The organism is Streptomyces sp. SudanB25_2051, assembly GCF_964272635.1.
Taxonomy (GTDB): Bacteria; Actinomycetota; Actinomycetes; order Streptomycetales; family Streptomycetaceae; genus Streptomyces.
On record NZ_OZ186787.1, the window covers coordinates 4393438 to 4413642 of the forward strand.

The 20205-nt window shown below is 74.7% G+C and carries 14 protein-coding genes; 6 read left to right on the plus strand and 8 right to left on the minus strand.

Annotation, left to right across the window (positions count from 1 at the left end; genetic code table 11):
* Positions 1 to 73 precede the first annotated feature (73 nt).
* Positions 74 to 1252, plus strand: coding sequence for an adenylyltransferase/sulfurtransferase MoeZ (moeZ, locus tag ACSUPT_RS19915; RefSeq protein ID WP_365728731.1), 1179 nt, complete (start codon positions 74 to 76; stop codon positions 1250 to 1252).
* Between the two features lie 181 nt (positions 1253 to 1433).
* Here the strand turns inward: moeZ and ACSUPT_RS19920 are convergent, their stop codons facing one another.
* The 7 genes from ACSUPT_RS19920 to ACSUPT_RS19950 form a co-directional block, all read right to left on the minus strand.
* A complete protein-coding gene (locus tag ACSUPT_RS19920; protein ID WP_436945142.1) occupies positions 1434 to 2999 on the minus strand; it encodes an alpha/beta hydrolase in 1566 nt (521 codons plus the stop codon).
* A gap of 151 nt (positions 3000 to 3150) precedes the next feature.
* Positions 3151 to 4752, minus strand: a complete 1602-nt coding sequence (locus tag ACSUPT_RS19925) for an alpha/beta hydrolase (protein WP_361656722.1) — start codon at positions 4750 to 4752, stop codon at positions 3151 to 3153.
* 159 nt (positions 4753 to 4911) lie between these two features.
* Complete coding sequence (locus ACSUPT_RS19930; RefSeq protein ID WP_436945143.1) at positions 4912 to 6900, minus strand: ABC transporter permease; 1989 nt, start codon at positions 6898 to 6900, stop codon at positions 4912 to 4914.
* Entirely contained in the window at positions 6897 to 7703 is an 807-nt protein-coding gene (modA, locus tag ACSUPT_RS19935) for a molybdate ABC transporter substrate-binding protein (protein WP_436945144.1), read from the minus strand. The genes ACSUPT_RS19930 and modA overlap by 4 nt, the downstream gene beginning before the upstream one ends.
* A gap of 145 nt (positions 7704 to 7848) precedes the next feature.
* Positions 7849 to 8244, minus strand: a complete 396-nt coding sequence (locus ACSUPT_RS19940; RefSeq protein WP_351965717.1) for a TOBE domain-containing protein — start codon at positions 8242 to 8244, stop codon at positions 7849 to 7851.
* A gap of 139 nt (positions 8245 to 8383) precedes the next feature.
* Positions 8384 to 9019 (minus strand): response regulator transcription factor, encoded by a 636-nt coding sequence (locus tag ACSUPT_RS19945; protein ID WP_351965718.1) that lies wholly within the window; start codon positions 9017 to 9019, stop codon positions 8384 to 8386.
* Positions 9016 to 10182, minus strand: a complete 1167-nt coding sequence (locus ACSUPT_RS19950; RefSeq protein ID WP_436946241.1) for a sensor histidine kinase — start codon at positions 10180 to 10182, stop codon at positions 9016 to 9018. Before ACSUPT_RS19950 ends, ACSUPT_RS19945 begins: the two co-directional genes overlap by 4 nt.
* A gap of 282 nt (positions 10183 to 10464) precedes the next feature.
* On the opposite strand from ACSUPT_RS19950, the gene ACSUPT_RS19955 reads away from it, so the two are divergent.
* The 3 genes from ACSUPT_RS19955 (at position 10465) to ACSUPT_RS19965 (ending at position 13016) form a co-directional block, all read left to right on the plus strand.
* Positions 10465 to 11553, plus strand: coding sequence for an ABC transporter permease (locus ACSUPT_RS19955; RefSeq protein ID WP_436946242.1), 1089 nt, complete (start codon positions 10465 to 10467; stop codon positions 11551 to 11553).
* Positions 11550 to 12245, plus strand: a complete 696-nt coding sequence (locus tag ACSUPT_RS19960) for an ABC transporter ATP-binding protein (RefSeq protein ID WP_436945146.1) — start codon at positions 11550 to 11552, stop codon at positions 12243 to 12245. Before ACSUPT_RS19955 ends, ACSUPT_RS19960 begins: the two co-directional genes overlap by 4 nt.
* A 474-nt stretch (positions 12246 to 12719) precedes the next feature.
* A complete protein-coding gene (locus ACSUPT_RS19965) occupies positions 12720 to 13016 on the plus strand; it encodes a hypothetical protein (RefSeq protein WP_436945147.1) in 297 nt (98 codons plus the stop codon).
* Between the two features lie 51 nt (positions 13017 to 13067).
* Here the strand turns inward: ACSUPT_RS19965 and ACSUPT_RS19970 are convergent, their stop codons facing one another.
* Positions 13068 to 15905, minus strand: a complete 2838-nt coding sequence (locus ACSUPT_RS19970) for a lysylphosphatidylglycerol synthase domain-containing protein (protein ID WP_436945148.1) — start codon at positions 15903 to 15905, stop codon at positions 13068 to 13070.
* Positions 15906 to 16048: 143 nt separating this feature from the next.
* On the opposite strand from ACSUPT_RS19970, the gene ACSUPT_RS19975 reads away from it, so the two are divergent.
* On the plus strand, positions 16049 to 16450 hold the full coding sequence (locus ACSUPT_RS19975) for an MGMT family protein (RefSeq protein ID WP_351965722.1): 402 nt from the start codon (positions 16049 to 16051) through the stop codon (positions 16448 to 16450).
* A gap of 82 nt (positions 16451 to 16532) precedes the next feature.
* Entirely contained in the window at positions 16533 to 20060 is a 3528-nt protein-coding gene (locus ACSUPT_RS19980; RefSeq protein ID WP_436945150.1) for an ATP-dependent helicase, read from the plus strand.
* Positions 20061 to 20205 lie beyond the last annotated feature (145 nt).

The following is a 20205-nucleotide window of genomic DNA, read 5'->3' on the forward strand; positions in this document are numbered from 1 at the left end:
CAGTGTTACGGGACATGTAGTCCCCGCCCGCGCGGGGGTAGTCCCGTACTGACATACGACCAACGGAGTCCCCGTGTCGCTGCCACCCCTGGTCGAGCCGGCCGCCGAGCTCACCGTAGACGAGGTCCGCAGGTACTCCCGCCACCTGATCATCCCGGACGTCGGGATGGACGGACAGAAGCGGCTGAAGAACGCCAAGGTGCTGTGCGTGGGCGCCGGCGGGCTCGGCTCGCCGGCCCTGATGTACCTGGCCGCGGCGGGCGTGGGCACGCTCGGCATCGTGGAGTTCGACGAGGTCGACGAGTCGAACCTGCAGCGCCAGATCATCCACAGCCAGTCCGACATCGGCCGTTCCAAGGCGGAGTCCGCCCGCGACTCCGTCAAGGGCATCAACCCGTATGTGAACGTGGTCCTTCACCAGGAGCGGCTCGAGGCCGACAACGTGATGGACATCTTCAGCCAGTACGACCTCATCGTCGACGGCACGGACAACTTCGCCACGCGGTACCTGGTCAACGACGCGTGTGTACTGCTCGGCAAGCCGTACGTGTGGGGTTCCATCTACCGCTTCGACGGCCAGGCGTCGGTCTTCTGGTCCGAGCACGGCCCCTGCTACCGCTGCCTCTACCCGGAGCCCCCGCCGCCGGGCATGGTCCCCTCCTGCGCCGAGGGCGGCGTGCTGGGCGTGCTGTGCGCGTCCGTCGGCTCGATCCAGGTCACCGAGGCGATCAAGCTCCTGGCCGGCGTGGGCGACCCGCTGGTCGGCCGGCTCATGATCTACGACGCCCTGGAGATGCAGTACCGCCAGGTCAAGGTCCGCAAGGACCCCAACTGCGCGGTCTGCGGCGAGACCCCGACCGTCACCGAGCTCATCGACTACGAGGCCTTCTGCGGCGTCGTGTCCGAGGAGGCCCAGGAGGCGGCGGCCGGCTCCACGATCACTCCGAAGCAGCTCAAGGAGTGGATCGACGACGGCGAGAACATCGACATCATCGACGTCCGCGAGGTCAACGAGTACGAGATCGTCTCGATCCCCGGCGCCCGCCTGATCCCGAAGAACGAGTTCCTGATGGGCACCGCCCTCCAGGACCTGCCGCAGGACAAGAAGATCGTCCTGCATTGCAAGACTGGTGTCCGCAGTGCGGAAGTCCTGGCGGTCCTGAAGTCCGCCGGCTTCGCCGACGCGGTCCACGTCGGCGGCGGCGTCATCGGCTGGGTCAACCAGATCGAGCCCCACAAGCCGGTCTACTGACCGCCCTCCCGCCTGTCGGCGGGACCCGAAGGCCCACGGCAGCGCCCGGCGCGCCCGCCGTGGGCCTTCCCCCGGAAGGGGCCGGCCGTGCGCGGCCGGCCCCTTCTCCACGTCACGGGCGCCGCATCACGAGTCCCGGGTCATCAGCCCCGGCCCACGGGCGCCGCTCGCGCGTTCCGGATCACGAGCAGGTCGTGCCGTCCGACGGGACCTTGCCGCGCAGCAGGTAGTCGTTCACCAGGCGTGTGACGCACTGCGAGGTGCCGTACGCGCCGTGGCCCTCGCCCTTGTTGGTGATCAGCACGCCGACGCCCTCGCCCAGGCCGTCCGCCATCTTCTCGGCGCCCTCGTACGGCGTGGCCGGGTCGCCCGTCGTGCCCACCACCAGGATCGGCTTCGCGCCCGGCGCCGACACGTCCTGCGTCGCCGCCTCGCCCTTCACCGGCCAGTTCGCGCACCAGCCCGCCGTGTCCCACGCGAGGAACTCCCCGAACACCGGCGATATCCGCCGGAACTCCGGCAGCAGCGCCTTCGCCTCGGCCGCCGTGGGCCGCTGGTCGGTGTCGGCGCAGGAGATCGCCCGCTGCGAGTGGCTGTCCGTGCCGTAGTGCCCGCTCGGGTCGCGGTCGTTGTACATGTCGGCGAGCTCCAGCAGCGCGTCTCCCCGGCCGTCCTCCGCGTCCTCCAGCGCCTCCGTCAGCATCGGCCAGCTGCTCTCCGAGTACAGCGGGAGGACGATGCCCGTGAGCGCCAGGCCCTCCGTCAGCTTCCGGCCGCCGCTCGTCGGGAGCGGCTGCGCGTCGAGCCGCTCCAGCAGCCGCGCGACCCGCGCCGTGCCCGCCTCGGCGCCCTCGCCGGTGGACTCGAAGTAGTTGTTCAGCGCCCGCTGGAAGCCCGTCGTCTGGTGACGCGCGTGCCCCTTGCTGTCGGCGGTCGGGTCGACCACCGCGTCCAGCACCGTGCGGCCCGTGTGCTTCGGGAACAGGTGCGCGTACGCCGCGCCGAGCTGCGTGCCGTACGAGATGCCGAAGTAGTTCAGCTTCGCGTCGCCCAGGACATGGCGGATGACGTCCATGTCGCGGGCCGTGTTGCTGGTGGTGACATGCGGGATCAGCTTGCCGGAGCGGCGGGCGCAGCCGGCGCCGAAGTCGGAGCCGTCCTTCAGATACGCGGCCTCCTCGGCCGGGGTGTCCGGCGTCAGGTCGATCCGCGCCTCCGTGCTCGCCGTCTCCGCGTCCGACCGGCACACGACCGCCGAGCTGCCGCCCACCCCGCGCGGGTCGAAGGAGACCAGGTCGTAGCGGGCGTTCAGGCCCTCGTACTCCGGTGCGAAGCCCGGCAGCATCTCCACGCCGGACGCGCCCGGCCCGCCGAAGTTGAACAGCAGGGAGCCGAGACGGCCCTTCTTCTCGCGGGCCTCCTTGCGGATCAGCGCCACCGACAGCGTCTCGCCGTCCGGCTTCCGGTAGTCCAGCGGCACCTTCACCGTCGCGCACCGCCACTCCGCGCCGGGCTGCTCACCGCCTTCCGGCGCCTCGCACGACTCCCACCGCGGCTTCTGGCCGGTCAGCGCCGCCGGAAGCGCCGGCATGCCCGCCGTGCTCCCCGGCTTGCCCGGCTGCGCCGAGGCGCTCCCGGCCGGCGGCGCGGCGGCCGTGTCGTCACTTTGGCAACCCGTGGCCAGCCCGGCCACCAGGGCCGCCGCGGCCGTGGCCGCCACGGCCCGCATCCGTACCCGCTTGGACATGTGTCCCCCAGAACTCCCCCGGACGTACCCGGCATTCCGCCGTTGGACAGCCATCGTAGGCGTCGGCGCCCACGACCCTCCGACGCCTGTGGACAACCTCACGGCCCGACCTGTGGAGAAACCGTTCGGTCCCGGCCCGCCCGCGGCCGGCTCACGGGCAGACCGTGCCCGACCTGGGGACCCGCCCGTCGAGCAGGTACGCGTTGACCACGCGCTGCACGCAGGCGTCACCGCTGTTGTACGCGCCGTGCCCCTCGCCCCGGTAGGTCACCTCGACCCCGACGCCCTTGCCCAGCGCCGACGCCATGGCCTTGGCGCCCGCGAACGGTGTGGCCGGGTCACCCGTCGTACCGATCACCAGGATCGGCGGCGCGCCAGGGGCGCTCACGTCCGGGTGGTCCGTCGTGCCCGCGACCGGCCAGTGGCTGCACCAGAGCATGCCCCAGCCGAGGAAGTCACCGAAGACCGGCGACGCCTCGCGGAACTCCGGCAGCTTCTTCTTCACCTGCTCCAGGGTGAAGCGCTGCTTGTCGTCGACGCAGTTGATCGCCGCGTTGGCCGCCTGCAGGTTGCTGTAGTTGCCGTTTTCGTCACGGCCGTTCATCGAGTCGGACAGCGCCAGCAGCAATCCCCCGTTGCCGCCGTCGGCCTCGTCGAGGCCCTGCTCCAGGTACTTCCAGTACTCCTTCGAGTACAGCGCCTGCGCGATGCCGTTGGCGGCCTGCGTCTGCGTCAGTTCGCGGTCGCCGATGCCGCGGATGGGCCGCTTGTCGAGCCGCTCCAGCAGGCCGGTGACGAACCTTTCGATGTCCGCGGGGGTGCTGCCGGGCAGCGCGCACTTGTCGCCGCGCCGCACGCAGTCGGCGGCGAAGTTCCGCAGTGCCAGCTGGAAGCCCTTCGCCTGGCCGATCGAGCCCTGCTCGGGGGTGCCGTTCGGGTCGACCACCGCGTCGAAGACGGCCCGCCCCACCCGCCGGGGGAAGAGGTGCGCGTACACACCGCCGAGCTCCGTGCCGTACGAGATGCCGAAGTAGTGCAGCTTGTCGTCGCCGAGGACCTGCCGCATGAGGTCCATGTCGCGGGCCGCGTTCCGGGTGCCGACGTGCGGCAGCACCTTGCCCGAGTTCTCCTCGCACGCCTCCGCGTACTTCTTCAGCTCCTCCTGGTACTTCTTCTCCTCGGCGGCGTCGTCGGGCGTCGCGTCCTGCGCGAAGAACGCGTCCAGGCCGCGCCGGTCCAGGCACTCCACGCCGTCGCTCTGGCCGACTCCGCGCGGGTCGAAGCTGACCAGGTCGTAGCGGGCGCGCAGCTTCTCGTAGTCCGGCGCGAACGACGGCAGCGCGGTGATCCCGGAGCCGCCGGGACCGCCGAAGTTGAAGACCAGGGAGCCGATCCGCTTCGACCGGTCGCGGGCCTTGGCGCGGATCAGGGCCAGTTCGATCGTGTCGCCGCCGGGTTCGTCGTAGTCCAGCGGCGCGTCCATGAACGCGCACTCCCAGCGGGTCCCGTCCGGCAGCGGGCTCGGCGGGGTCGGCTCGCCCTCCGCCGCTGCCGCCGGCGCGCACGCCTTCCACGACAGCTTCTGCGCCGCCAGCTTCCGCATCGCGTCCTGGCCGGACTGCGCGCCCTTGTCCCCGTCGTCCCCGCACCCGGCGGCGGTGCCGGCGAGGAGGGCGGCGGCGGCGAGCACGGCGGTGCGCCGGCGGGCGGTTCTCCGCCGGGGGGCAGACCGGGAGGGGCGAGTGATCGGCATGCGTCCATCGTCGGCGCGCCCCCGCCTCCGCGCCCGCGACAGTCCCCCATGCGGGTGGCCCGCCCGCCGGGCGTCCCGCCGCCGCGGTACGACACCTCGCACGGCGGCCTTGCGGCCCGCTACAGCGGTACGACGCCTCACACGGCGGCCGGGCGTCCGCTACAGCGGTACGACGGTGATCTCGGTCGCCTTCACGCTCACCCACACCCCGGCGCCCTCCGCGAGGCGCAGCTCCGCCGCTGCCGCCGGGGTGACCTCGGCGACCACGTCAGAAGGCGCGCCCGGGCCGCCCGTCACGAGGACCCGCAGCCGCGCCCCGTGCGCGGTGAGCTCCCGTACGGTGCCCCGCCACACGTTCCGCGGGCTGCCCGACGGCCGGGCGGCGTGCAGCGACACGGCCTCGGGCGCGACCACCGCCAAAGCGGCCGTGCCGTCGGCGGGCGCCGGTTCGGCGGCCGTCACCAGGCGGGCGCCGTCCGGCGTGTCCAGGCCCCCGTCCCGTACGGTGCCCGGCCAGGCGTTGCGGCCCAGCATCCGGGCGACCCACGGCGAACGCGGATGCCGGGCCACCTCCGCGGGCTCCGCGTACTGCACGAGGCGCCCCTCTTCCAGTACGAGGACGCGGTCGGCGAGCGACACGGCCTCGACGGGGTCGTGCGTGACGATCAGGCACACGCCGGGGAACCCGGCCAGGTGCTGCCGCAGCGCGTGCCGCACGCGCGCGCGGGTCGTCTGGTCCAGGGCCGCCAGCGGCTCGTCGAGCAGCAGCAGCCTGGGCCGCGCGGCGAGTGCCCGGGCGAGCGCCACCCGCTGCGCCTGGCCGCCGGACAGCTGCCCCGGCTTGCGGTGCGCCAGGTGGCCCACGCCGAGCCGCTCCAGCCGCCGGCGGGCCTCCACGCGCGCGCGGGCCCGCGGTACGCCCTGCGCGCGCAGCCCGTACGCGGTGTTGGCGAGCGCCGACAGGTGCGGGAACAGCGCCCCGTCCTGCGGCACCCACGCGATGCCGCGCCGGTGCGGCGGCAGCCCGGCCAGCTCGCGCCCGTCCAGCCGCAGGGTCGTCGCCGTGGCGCGCGGCGTGAGGCCCAGCAGGGCGCGCAGCAGGGTGCTCTTGCCCGCCCCGTTCGGCCCGACGACGGCGACCGTCGTCCCGGCGGGCACGTCCAGGGCGAGGGCGGTCGCCCCGCGCACCTCGGCCGACAGCGGCCACGCCGCCTCCGCCGCGTACGCGCCGTCCGGCCCGTCCGCCGTACCGGGCTTCGCCGCGCCCCCGTCCGGCTCCTCCGCCGCACCGGCGTCCCGCGCGGCGCCGTCCCGCTCCTCGCCGGTGACGGGGCCGGCGGCCGGGCGGGCCTCCCGTACCGCCGCGTGCCCCAGCCAGCGGCCCCGCAGGGCGACCAGGACCGCGGCCGCCGTGACGAGCAGCAGCAGCGACACGGCCACGGCGCCGTCCGGGTCGTTCTGGAGCAGCAGGTACACCTGGAGCGGCAGTGTCTGCGTCGTCCCCGGCAGGTTCCCCGCGAAGGTGATCGTCGCGCCGAACTCGCCCAGCGCCCGCGCCCAGCACAGCGCCGCCCCGGCGACCAGCCCGGGTCCCACCATCGGGACGGTCACCGTGAGGAACGCCCGCAGCGGGCCGGCCCCCAGCGACGCGGCGGTCTCCTCGTAGCGCGGGTCCAGCCCCGCCAGCGCGCCCTCCAGGCTGATCACCAGGAACGGCATCGCCACGAACGCCGCCGCCACCACCGCTCCGGCGGTCGAGAACGGCAGCGACACGCCGAACCAGTCGGCGAGGACGCCGCCGAGCAGCCCGCGCCGGCCGAACCCTTGCAGCAGCGCCACACCAGCCACCGTGGGCGGCAGCACCATCGGCAGCATCACCACCACCCGCACCAGCGCCTTGCCGCGGAAGTCGACGCGGGCCAGCACCCACGCCAGCGGCACGCCGAGCAGCAGCGAGAGGGCGAGGGCCCACACGGACACGGTGAGCGAGAGGCCGAGCGCCTCCCGCACGGCGGGCGTGGTCAGCCGCTCCGCGAGCGAGCCCCACGGGGCGTGCGCCAGCACCCCGGCGAGCGGCAGCAGCAGGAACAGCACCGCCAGCAGCGCGGGCAGGGCGAGCGGGACAGGTGCCCGCCGGACGCGGATCACGGTGCCTCGAACCCGGCCGCCGTCAGCAGCGCACGCGCGCGCGGCGACCGCAACCAGTCGACGAAGCCCCGCGCGGCCTCGCCGTCCCGTGCGGAGTCGAGGGGCGCGGCCGGGTAGGAGGCGACGGCGTTCTGGGCGTCCGGCACGGCGACCGTGTCCACGGCGCCGCGGGCGGAGGCCGCGTCGGTGACGTACACGAGCCCGGCGTCCGCCTCGCCGAGCTGGACCTTGCTCAGCACCGAGCGGACGTTCGGCTCCTCGGAGACGGGCCGCACGTCCACACCGGCCTTGTCGAGGATCTGCCGGCTGTAGCGGCCGGCGGGCACCTCCGGGGCCGCGAGCACAACCTTCAGGTCCTTCCGGGCGAGGTCCTTCAGGCCGGTGATCCGCTGAGGGTTGCCCTTCGCGGTGGCGATGGCGAGCCGGTTGCGGGCGATGACGACGGGTTCGCCGGTCTCGCCCGCCAGGCGGTCCATGGTGGGCGTGTCGGCGGTGACCAGCACATCGGCGGGGACGCCCTGGCGCACCTGCGCGGCCAGCTCCTGCGAACCGGCGAAGGAGAACACCACGTCCGTGCCGGTGTGCTGCTGCTCGTACGCGGCACCGATGTCCTCGAACACGTCCGTCAGGGACGCGGCGGCCAGCACGGTCAGCCTCTTGCCGCCGCCCGGTCCCGCCGACCCGCCGGCGGGCGACGCGGAGCCGCCGGAGCCGGGGCCGGAACCGCAGGCCGCCAGCGGCAGCAGCAGGGCCGTGGCGAGCGCGGACGCGATCAGATGGCGACGGGCGGGGCGGCGGCGCACGAGGACCTCCGGGCGGGTCGGGCGGAGCGGCGGACGAGGCGTACACGCGGTGAGGCGTGCGGGCCGTGGGGCAGGTCGTGAAGGGGCGGCCGTGGGGCGGCGACCGTTGAGCTGCGGAGGGGCGTCGGGGAGGGCGTAGGGGTGGTCAGACGCGGTCGATGTGGACGTTGGTCGACTTCACCCGCGCCACCGCCTCGACGCCGACCTCCAAGCCCAGCTCCTCCACGGCCTCGCGGGTCAGCAGCGACACCAGCCGGTGCGGGCCCGCCTGGATCTCCACCTGGGCGGCCACGTCACCGAGCTTCACGGCGGTGACGATGCCGGGGAAGGCGTTGCGCGCGCTCGTGTACGGCACGTCGGCACCCTCGTCGGACTGCGCGGCCAGCCGCACGGCGAACGCCGCCAGGTCGGGCCCGTCGATCAGCCGCCGCCCGGTCTCGTCCCGGCGGGTGGGCAACCGCCCGGCATCCGCCCAGCGGCGGACGGTGTCGGCGCTCACGCCGAGAAGACGCGCCGCCTGCTGTGAGGTATAGGACCGCATGTGCGGCAATGTAGGCACGGGAAACGCGCAGGCGCAAGGAAGATCGGCTGATCGTCCTGGCAGATGCGATACCGCCTATGCGAACCCACGACGCCCTGCGCGCCTCTACGCGCGCGTGGCCCGCCGTATGGCGTACGGATCAGCGGCGGATGAGGCCGAGGTCGGTGGCGGTGGCGACGGCGGCGGTGCGCGAGTCGACGCCGAGCTTGGCGTAGACGCGGGCCAGGTGGGATTTCACGGTGCCCTCGGTCAGGTGGAGGCGCTCGCCGACGGCTTGGTTGGACAGCCCGTCGGCGACCAGCGCGAGGACCTCGGTCTCGCGCCGGGTGAGGGCGGTGCCCGGCATGCGCAGCCGGTTCATCAGCCGGTCCGCGACCGTGGGCGCGAGCGTGGTCCGGCCCGCCGCGGCGGTGCGGACCGCGGCGGCCAGATCCTCCGGCGGGGCGTCCTTGAGGAGGTAGCCGGTGGCGCCGGCCTCGATGGCGGGCAGCGTGTCGGCGTCGGTGTCGTACGTGGTGACGATCAGAACGCGCGGTGCCCGCGGGCGCGCGGTGATGGCGGCTGTGGCCTCCGCGCCGTTCATGCCCTTGCCGAACTGCAGGTCCATGAGGACGACGTCGATGTCGCCCCGGGCGGCGCGGGTGACGGCCTCCTCAGCGGTCGCGGCCTCGGCGACCACGGTGATGCCGTCCTCGGTCTCCAGCACGGCGCGCAGCCCCGCCCGTACGACGGGGTGGTCGTCGGCCAGGAGCAGGCGGATGGGGGTGTCGGTCATGGGCGGGCCTCGCGGTTGTTCCGGGGAGCGTTCTCGGGAGACGGGACCAGGGGGAGCCGGGCGGCCAAGGTGGTGCCGCGGCCCGGGCCGGATGCGACGGTGAGGACGCCGCCGAGGGCGTCCACCCGCGCGCGCATGGCGGCCAGTCCGAACCCGCCGCCCTCCGGGTCCGGGGAGGGAAGCGCGTCCGGGTCGAAACCGCGTCCGTCGTCGGCGATGTCCACGGCGACGTGGTCCCCGAGGTAGCTCAGGGTGACGTCGGCGGTGGCGGCTCCGGCGTGGCGGACCGTGTTGGCCAGCGCCGACTGGGCGACGCGCAGCAGCGCGACCTCCTGCGCGGTCGACAGCGGCACGGGTTCGCCGGTCAGGTGGAAGCGCGCGGTGATCCGGTGGCGGGTGCTGGTGGTGGCGCACAGGCGCTCCAGGGCGCCGGCGAGGGTGGTGCCCTCCAGGGCGGGCGGTGCGAGGGCGGCGACGAAGCGGCGGGCCTCCGCGAGGTTGTCCACGGCTGCCTGGCGCGCCTGGTCGACGTAGCGGGCGGCGTTGTCCGGTGAGCGCGGCAGGGCGCGTTCGGCCGCGCGCAGCAGCAGCTGGATGCTGGACAGGCCCTGCGCGAGCGTGTCGTGGATCTCGCGGGCCAGGCGCTCGCGTTCGGCCAGTACCCCGGCGGCGTGCTGCGCGGCGGCCAGATCGGCGCGGGTGGCGGTGAGCTCCTCGATCAGGCGCCTGCGCTGCTCGCTCTCCCGGTACAGCGCCTCGTAGCCCCACACCACCGCGACCGCCACGGCGGCGCCCAGGGCCGGCCCGATCACCATGGCCGCGCCGAACGAACCCCGGTGCGCGGCGAAGCCGGCGGTGGCCGCCAGCGCCGTCGCCGCCACCGCCGCCAGTCCCGCCCGGCGGGACAGCAGGTGCAGCTGGAGGAAGTACAGCGGGAACGCCACCCACACCCCGTCGGCGGACAGGGCCAGCAGCACCAGCCAGCAGGCGCCCACGGCGGCCAGCCACAGTGCGGCCGCCCGCCGCGAGCGGCGCACCAGCAGAGGACCTGCCGCGTAGAGCCCGGCGCACGCCGCGGCGGCGGCGGTGACCAGCCCGGCTTGCGGCCGTTGGCCGGTCAGGGCACGGGCGGCGGCCAGCGCGAGCAGGCCGACGACCAGCATGTGCAGGCACCAGGCCAGCGCGCGGGTGGTGGAACCCAGCGCGGGGGCGGCGGAGCTCGGCTCCGCTGAGGGCGTGCTCGGGTCGGGGGCGGCGGCGTTCACAGTCCCTCCAGCCTAGGGAGAAGCGCCCCGGGCGGCCTCCGCCGAAAGTTACAAGCCGGGTGCCATCTTCAGGCGCGCCACGTGCTGTCCTGGGCCAGATGCCCGGACGGGGGCCGGGCGGCGACGGTGGAGTCAGAGCGCTTCCACCACCCGGCATCCGTGAAAGGGCAGGCCCACGCCGTGTTCGTCGCCTGGAGAGACCTGAAGTTCGCCAAGGGGCGCTTCGCCCTGATGGGAACCGTCATCGTGCTGATCACCCTGCTGGTCGGGCTGCTGTCCGGGCTGACCGCCGGTCTGGGGCAGCAGAACATCTCCGCGATCACCGGCCTGCCCGCGGACAGGATCGCCTTCGCCGCTCCCGGCGAGGGCGAGGAGCTGTCGTACTCCCACTCCACCGTCACCGAGCGGCAGTGGCGGCAGTGGGCGAAGACGCCCGGGGTCGGCAGCGCCGAACCGCTGGGCATCACCACCACCAAGGCGAGCGCCGGCACCAGGAGCGCCGGGGTGTCGGCCTTCGGCGTGCGGCCGGGCTCCCCGCTGGCCCCCGGCAGCGTGGAGCTCGACGACCGGTCGGCGGTCCTGTCGGCCACCGCCGCCGACGACCTCGGCGTGACGGCGGGCGACACGTTCACCCTGGCCGGGCAGCGGATGACCGTCGCAGCGGTGAGCGGCGACGCCTCTTTCAGCCACACCCCGGTCGTCTGGACCAGCCTCGACACATGGCGGAGGACCGCACCCCCCACGGGCAGGCCGGACGGGCCGACCGCCACCGTCATCGCCCTGGACGCCGCCGCCGGCACCGATATCCGCGCCGCCGACGAGGCGGCGGGCACCGCGACGGTCACCAAGGCCGACTCGCTGTCCGCCATCGGCTCCTACGCCTCCGAGAACGGCTCCCTGCAGCTCATGCGGGGCTTCCTGTTCGCGATCTCCGCGCTGGTCATCGGGGCCTTCTTCACCGTGTGGACCATCCAGCGCAGCGGCGACGTCGCCGTGCTCAAGGCGCTGGGCGCCTCCACCGCGAGCCTGCTCAAGGACGCGCTCGGGCAAGCCGTGATCCTGCTGACCGGCGGCACCCTCGTCGGCACCGGCATCGCCGCCGCCCTGGGCGCGCTCGTGGCCGGATCGGCCGTGCCGTTCCTCCTCACTCCCGCGACCGTCCTGGTCCCGGCCGCCGTGATGATCGCGCTCGGCGCGCTCGGCGCCGCCCTGGCCATCCGCCGCATCACCTCCGTCGACCCGCTGACCGCCCTGGGGAGCGCCCGATGAGCCTCGAACTGACCGGCATCACCCTCACCTACCCCGACGGCGAGAACCGCCTCACAGCCCTGCGGGACGTCACCCTCGACGTCCCCGCGGGCAACCTGACCGCGGTCGTCGGCCCCTCCGGATCCGGCAAGTCCAGCCTCCTCGCGGTCGCGGCCACCCTCATCACCCCCGACAGCGGCACCGTCACCGTCGACGGCCGGTCCACCACCGGCATGACCCGCGCGGAACTCGCCGACCTGCGCCGCCGCAAGATCGGCATCGTCTTCCAGCAGCCCAACCTGCTGCCCTCCCTCACCGCCGTCGAACAGCTCCAGGTCATGGCGCGGATCGACGGCCGCAAGCCCCGCACCGCCCGCGACCGGGCCATGGGCCTGCTCGACGCCGTCGGCCTGGCCGACCAGGCCCACAGACGGCCCCACCAGCTGTCCGGCGGCCAGCGCCAGCGCGTCAACATCGCGCGCGCCCTGATGAACGACCCGACCGTCCTCCTGGTCGACGAGCCCACCAGCGCCCTCGACCACGAGCGCGGCGCCGCCGTCATCGACCTGATCGAGCGCCTCACCCGCCGGCAGGCCACCGCCACGGTCCTGGTCACCCACGACCGCACCCACCTGACCGCCGTCGACCGGATCGCCGAGGTACGCGACGGCCGCCTCCACCTGCCCGCGGCCGCGGCCGCGGCCGCGCGCTGACCGTGCGACGCCCGGGGAGGGCCGCAGGCGGGAGCCCAGAGGAGCGCACAGGTCCGGGCCCACACGTCCGGGCCCACACGTCCGGGCCCCCGCAGGTCCGGGAAGCCCGCCGGCCGGGCGCCCCCGCAGGCGCAGGAGCGTGCCGCCCCGGCCCACCGGGGCGGCACGCCGCCCGACCCCTCGTCCGCAGTTTGAGATGGCTCACCGGGAGGCCGCCGCGTTCTGCCAGCATGCCCCCATGCAGCAGCAGCTGATTATCGGCGGCAGCGTGCCGGCACCGAGCCCGCGGGGGTGACCCTCCCGGCTCACCGCCCGCACGCAGACCTCTCGCGCCTCGCGAGGGGTCTTTTTCGTTCCCGGCCCCCTCACGGCGACAACCCCCACGGACCGCCACGGCCACCGCCGCACGGACCGGCCCCACAAGGCCACCGCAGACCGGCCCCACCACGGCCCGCACAGACAGGACCACCACTCATGGAACTCGCCCGGCTCACCGTCACGCTCCGGCCCGGCCACGGCACGCTCGCGCGCCTCTCCGCCACGCTGAACAACCACCACGTGCTGGCCCTCGCGTACACCGCGGCGTCGGCGGGCTCGGCCACCGCCGTCGTAGGCGTGCCGCGGTCCGACGCCCCGCGCGCGCAGCACAAGCTGCGCCGGCTCGTCGACGTCATCGACGTGTCGCTGGACGTTCCCGCCCCTGTCGGCGGCGGCGAGGCGCCGGAGTCGGCCGCGGTCCGCCGGAACGCCGCGGCCCCGGCCCGCCCGTGAGCGCGTACGACGCCACGTGGACCGGCGCCGGTACGGGGCGCGTACGGCCTCCTACAGCGCGCCATTGCGCGTCAGGTGGTTGAACGACACCCAGCCCGGCAGCACCGGCAGCCACAGCGTCAGCAGCCGGTACAGCAGCACGGCGGGCGCCGCGACCTCCTTGGGCACCCCGGCCAGCACCAGACCGGCCAGCAGCGCGCCCTCGACGGCGCCGACGCCGCCCGGCGTGGGCGCCGCCGAACCGAGCGCGTTGCCCGCCAGGAACACCACGGCGAGGCTCGCGTACGACAGCGGCTGGTGGCCGCCGTTGAACGCCCGGATCGACGCGTCCAGGCACAGCACGAACGTCGCCGTCAGCAGCAGCATGCCGCCGATGCCCGTCAGCAGCTTGCCCGGCCGCTGCAGCACGTCCAGCATGCGCGGCACCACACCGGCGAACAGCGACCGCAGACGGGTCGAGACGAACTTCCGCAGCGCGGGGACCGCCGTGACGACCAGCAGCAGCACCGCGATCGTCAGCAGACCGGCGATGACCGTCCGCGAAGGGGTGAAGTCGTCCTGCGAACGCTCCGTCCCGGTCAGATAGCCGAACGCCAGCAGCAGCAGGATGTGCGCCCCGAGCCCGAACAGCTGCGAGGCGCCGACGCTCGCCACCGCCAGGCCGGGCCGCACACCGGACCGCTGCAGGAACCGCGTGTTCAGCGCGACACCGCCGACCGCCGCCGGCGCGACGATCTTCACGAAGGAACCGGCGACCTGCGCGACCACCGTCCGCAGGAACGACACCCGCTCCGGCACGAAGCCCAGCAGGCTCATCGCCGCCGCCACATAGCTGAGCGCCGAGCACACGACGGCCGCGGTGACCCAGCTCCAGTCGGCGTCGCTGATCGTCGACAGCGGGATGCTGGCGATCTGCGACAGCAGGAAGTACGCGGCGATGGCACCCGCGATGAGGCTGATCAGCGTGCGCGGCCTGATCCGCTCCAGCCGTACGGGCTCCACCGGCGCCTGCGGCCTGATCCGCAGCACCTGGCGGCGGATCTGCGCCAGCAGGTCCTCCTCGCGCGCTTCGTGCAGCGCGTCCTCCAGGGCCCGCTTCTCGGCCTGCTTCTCCGCCCGGACCGCCTTGCGCTCCGCCTTCGAACCGGCTTCCCCCGCCTCGCTGGCCGCCTCCAGACGCGCCTGCTTCGCCGCCTCCGACGCCTGCAGCACCGCCTCGCGCTCCCGCTGCGACCGCTCCCGCGCCAGCCGCCGCAGCGTGGCGCGCGTGGACCGGCTCAGCGCGATCGGCTGCAGCAGCGGCAGGCAGTCGGCCACCTTGTCCGGGCCGAGTACGGCGACAGCGGCGGCGACGGCGCGCTCCGCGCCGACCCGCAGGCCGAGCGTGGTCAGCAGCTGGGCGATGTCCATCCGCAGCACCAGGTCGCCCGCGGCGATCTCGCCGCCCCGCAGATCGGTGATCACCACATTGCCGGAACGATCCACCAGCAGGGCGTCGCCCGTCAGCCTGCGGTGCGCGATGCGCCGCGACTGCAGGGCCCGTACCTGCTCCCAGCAGCCGCGCACCACCTCGTCGGTGATCTCCTCGTCGGCCAGCGCGTCCAGGGAGCGCCCGCCCCGGTGCTCGTAGACGAGCATCACGGCGTCCGGCCCCAGCTCGGAGGTGGCGATCAGCTTCGGCGCGTTCGCCCCGGCGGCGATCGCCGCGTACGCGAGGAGCGCCTCCTGCTCCAGGGCCTGCCGCAGCGACTGGATGGAGCGGCGGGTGGTGATGCCGCGCAGCGTCAGCCGGCGCCACACCCGGTAGAAGAAACCCTGCGCCTGCTGCTCCCGGTCCACCACGGTCACGTCGAGCGGCGAGCCCTCCTCCAGGGTGACCAGGTAGCGGCGGCCGCGGTCGCCTTGCTCGGCGGTCTCCGGCAGGCCCTCCGCGCGCATGGCGGACACGGGGCGGAACCCGACGTGCCGCAGCCCCGCCAGCAGCGTCTGGCCCGTGGGCCGCACGTTCGGCGACCCGACCGTGTAGAGCGTGCCGTATGCGACCGTCCAGCCGATCAGGATCGTCAGCATGATCGACAGCGGGGTCGTGTAGCCGGCCACCAGCATCGTGAACGCGTCGAGCAGCAGCACCACCCACAGCACGACCCGCCAGCGGGGCCGCCGCGCCATGCCGACGGCCGACATGTAGGCGATGACCGGTGCCAGATAGCCGTGCACCGGGTCCGTCAGCCCGCCGCCGCTCTGCGGCTGCGTGAGCGCGTCCTGGATCGCCGCGGGTGCCGCCCGCGCGACCCACAGGTCCGTCGCGAGGGTCACCCCGTGGGCCAGCACGGCGGCGAGCACGCCGTCCGCGATCCGCAGGCCGTCCCGTTTGATCAGCCGCTCGATCGCGAACGCCACCGGCACCAGCAGTACGGCGATGCTGGAGACGAGCCCGGCGACCTTGACGAACACGTCGGGCGCCTGGCCGGTGCCCTTGTTGATGTCCTGTTCGAGACCCGAGGTGGTGCCGCTGGCGAAGGCGGCGATACCGATGACGACGACGATCGCCAGCAGACCGACGAGCAGGCGCAGCAGATCCGACGGGCGGTGCACCCGCGCGGCGAGCAGCGGTTCGTCACCGGAGACGTCGCTGTGCTGCTCCCCGGCGCCGTCGGACGCGGCGGAGCCGTCCGTCAGGCCGGCGTCCGTGTCCGCGCCGGGCGGGCGGTCGGGCCCGGCCGCCGGGCCTTTGCCGGCGGTGTCGGCGGCCGCCCGTCCTCCTCCGGCGTCGGCGGTGTCGGCGGTGTCGCCGCGGGCCGGTCCGCCGCGCGGCCGGCCGCCGCTCCGGGGGGTGGTGTTCGGGCGCGGCTCACCGCCAGGACCGCTCGCCACGTCGGGAGGCCGCACGTCCTGTCCCTTCGCCTTATCTGTCTCTTCTTGATCTCGTATCACCAGTCACCGCCCGGAAGATGGTGGCACGGCGGGGAGGCGGGGCAGGGCATCAGGGTGTAATGCCCGCGTTGTCGTACCCGTGGTGCAGGATGGAGCGGATGACTGCTGAGGAGCACCCCGACCGGCTTCCGGAGTACGCGGAGCGCGTGCTGGAGGTCGCCGAGCTCATCCCGCCCGGCCGGGTGATGACGTACGGGGACGTCGCCGAATGGCTCGGCGAGGGCGGCCCCCGCCAGGTGGGACGGGTCATGGCGCTGTACGGCGGCGCCGCGCCGTGGTGGCGTGTCGTACGGGCCGACGGCCGGCTGCTGCCCGGGCACGAGCGGCGGGCGCTGGCCCATTACCGTGAGGAGGCCACGCCGCTGCGGGAGACCGCGCCGGCGCACGACGCCGCGGCCCCTGTGCCGCGCCTCGACATGAGGCGGGCCCGCTGGGACGGGAACGGCGGCGCCGGCAGCGGTGACGCGGACGACACCGGGCGTGCGATGGCTCACAATTGACAGCTTCCGCCATCCGGCGGGGCCGCGCCCCTTCTCCACCGCACTCTCACCCTCAGCACACCCCCCAGGACCGGCGATCCACGTGAGTTCCTCCTCCACCACCCGGCGCGTGCCGCACCAGGACCCGGCACGGCCCGGGACCCCCGGCGCGTACCGGCTGGTGCGTACCCCGCCGGCCCGGGTGGCCCCTCCTTCCCTGGACGCAGCGCAGCGGGCGGTGGTTGATCACACCGACGGGCCGCTCCTCGTCCTCGCCGGTCCCGGCACCGGCAAGACCACGACGCTCGTCGAGGCGGTCGCCGCGCGGATCGAACGGGGCGCCGACCCCGAGCGGCTGCTCGTCCTCACCTTCAGCCGCAAGGCCGCCGTCGAACTGCGCGACCGCATGGCCGCCCGCCTGCCCGGGGCCCGCGCCCCGCAGGCGACGACCTTCCACTCGTACTGCTACGCCCTCGTACGCGCCCACCAGGACGCCGACCTGTTCGCCGAGCCGCTGCGCCTGCTGTCCGGCCCCGAGCAGGACGTCGCCGTCCGCGAGCTGCTCGCCGGGCAGCTGGACCTGGAGCGGGACGGGCTGGCCCGCATCCACTGGCCCGACGAACTGCGGGCCTGCCTCACCACGCGCGGCTTCGCCGACGAGGTGCGCGCCGTGCTGGCCCGCTCCCGCGAGCTGGGCCTCGGCCCGCGGGCGCTGGACGCGTTCGCCGCGCGCACGGGACGCCGCGACTGGTCGGCGGCGGCGCAGTTCCTCGCGGAGTACCTGGACGTCCTCGACATGCAGGGCGTCCTCGACTACGCCGAGCTGGTGCACCGGGCGGTGCTGCTCGCCGAGCGCGTCGCGCTGCCCGCGTACGACGCCGTCTTCGTCGACGAGTACCAGGACACCGACCCGGCCCAGGTGCGGCTGCTCCAGGCGCTCGCGGGGCGGGGGAGGACGCTGTACGCGTTCGGCGACCCCGACCAGTCGATCTACGCGTTCCGGGGCGCGGACGTCAACGGCATCCTGGACTTCCCGCACACGTTCCGCCGCCCCGACGGTCGCCCCGCGCCGGTCGCCGTGCTGCGGACGGCGCGCCGCTCCGCCGCGGCGGTCCTGGCGGCGAGCCGGCTCCTGACGGCGCGGATGCCGCTGCCGCGGCTGCCCGCCGACACGGTGCGGGCCCACCGCGACCTGACGCCGGTCCGCGAAGGCGGGCGTGTGGAGACGTACACCTTCCCGACCGCCTCCACGGAGCTGGACAACATCGCGGACATCCTGCGCCGCGCGCACCTGGAGGACGGGGTGCCGTGGAGCGACATGGCCGTCCTGGTGCGCGCCGGTGCCCGCTCGCTGCCCTCGCTGCGCCGCGCCCTGACCTCGGCGGGCGTACCGCTGGAGATGGACGGCGCCGACGTGGCGCTGCGCCACGAACCGGCGGTGGCGCCATTGCTGACGGCGCTCCGCGCGACGGCGACGGCGGCCCTGCGAACGACGGCACAGGCGGCGGCCGCCGAGGAGGCGGCGCCAGGGCACGGCCCCGCGGCGGCCGAACCCGCCGGCAGCCCGGCAGCGGCTGCCCCCGCAGCGGCCGAACCCGCCAAAACCCCCGCAGCAGAGACCTCCCCGGCAAGCACCCCTACAGCGGCCGAGCCCGCCGGAGCGCCGGCAGCGGACGACGACGGCACCGCAGGCGGCCCCGCAGCGGACGACGACGCCACCGCGAGCGGCAGCGCAGCGGACGACGAGGGTTCCGCCCCCTGGCTGGACACCGAGACGGCGCTCACCCTGCTCACCTCACCGCTCGGCGGCATGGACGCGGCCGACCTCCGGCGCCTCGGGCGTGCCCTGCGCGACGAGGAGCGGGCGGCGGGCAACAAGGTCCCGCCGCCCTCCGACACGCTGCTCGCCCGCGCCCTCGCCGAACCGGAACGGCTCACCGTCCACGACTCCGCCTACGCGCGCGGAGCGCAGCACCTGGGCAAGCTGCTGCGCGACACCCGTGACCTGCTCACCGCGGGCGGCACCGCCGAAGAGGCTCTCTGGCACCTGTGGAACGGCACCAACTGGCCGAACCGCCTGCACCGCGCCGCCCTGCGCGGCGGCCCCGCGGGCCGCAACGCCGACCGGGACCTGGACGCGGTGTGCGCGCTGTTCGACACGGCCGCCCGCGCCGAGGAGCGCACCGGCGGGCGCGGCGCGCTCAACTTTCTCGCCGAACTCGAGGCGCAGGACATCGCGGCGGACACGCTCTCCAAGCGGCAGGCGCGCCACGACGCCGTACGGCTGATGACGGCGCACCGCTCCAAGGGCCTCGAATGGAGCCTCGTCGTCGTCGCCGGCGTCCAGGAGGGCCTCTGGCCCGACCTGCGGCGGCGCGGTTCGCTGCTGGAGGCCGACCGGATTGGCAGGGACGGCCTCGCCGAGCCGCTCACCCCCGGTGCCCTCCTCGTGGAGGAGCGGCGCCTCTTCTACGTCGCCGCGACGCGCGCGCGGGACCGGCTCGTCGTCACGGCCGTGAAGACGCCCGCCGAGGACGGCGACCAGCCGTCCAGGTTCCTCACCGAGCTCGGCGTCGAACCCAGGGACGTCACCGCCCGCCCGCGCCGCCCCCTCGCCGTGGCCGCGCTCGTCGCGGAGCTGCGGGCCACCACCGTCGACCCGGACGCGTCCCCGGCCCTGCGCGACGCGGCGGCCCGGCGGCTGGCCCGGCTCGCCGCGCTCACGGACGACGACGGCCAGCCCCTCGTCCACGCCGCCCACCCGTACCGCTGGTGGGGCCTGGACGACCCCACGCACGCGCCCGCCCCGCTGCGGGAGCGCGACCGTCCGGTGGCGCTCTCCGGCAGCGCCCTGGACCAGCTGGTCAACACCTGCTCGCTGCAGTGGTTCCTGGGCCGCGAGGTCAAGGCGGACGCCCCCGCGACGGCGGCGCAGGGCTTCGGCAACGTCGTGCACGTCCTCGCCGACGAGGTCGCCTCCGGGCGCACCCCCGCCGACCTGGCGGTCCTCATGGAGCGCCTGGACTCGGTGTGGGACGCCCTGGCGTTCGACGCGCCCTGGAAGTCGTCGCAGGAGAAGGAGCAGGCGCGCCTGGCGCTGGAGCGCTTCCTGAGCTGGCACGTCATGGACCGGGGCGGCCGCACGCCGGTCGCCGCCGAGCACGGCTTCGACGTGACGCTGGAGGCGGGCGAGTACCAGGTGCGCATCCGGGGCTCCATGGACCGCGTCGAACGGGACGAGCGGGGACGCGCCTACGTCGTGGACTTCAAGACCGGCAAGCAGACCCCCACGAAGGACGAGGTCGCCCGCCACGCGCAGCTCGCCGTCTACCAGATCGCCGTCCGCGAGGGCGCCGTGGACGAGGTCTTCGACGGACGCCGCCCCGAACCGGGCGGCGCCGAACTCGTCCACCTGCGCCAGGGCGCCCCCAAGAAGGAGGGCGGCGATGCCCTGCCACGCGTCCAGGCCCAGGAGCCGCCGTCCGAGGACTGGGTGACCGGGCTGCTGGCCACCGCCGCCGGCCGGGTCCTCGACGAGCGCTTCACGCCCAGCACCGGCCAGCACTGCACCACCTGCGCCTTCCGCGCCTCCTGCAGCGCCCTCCCCGAAGGCCGCCACGTCGTGGAGTGACCACGACCCGAGTCCGCCACGTCGTGGTGTCCGGTCCTGAGCCCGTACCGGGGGAAGACCAGGACCCCCGGGGGCCGCCGGAGCCCGCACCGGGGGAAATGAGGGGTTTTCCACAGCCTGCCCGGAGTGTCAGCCCGTCCGGCTA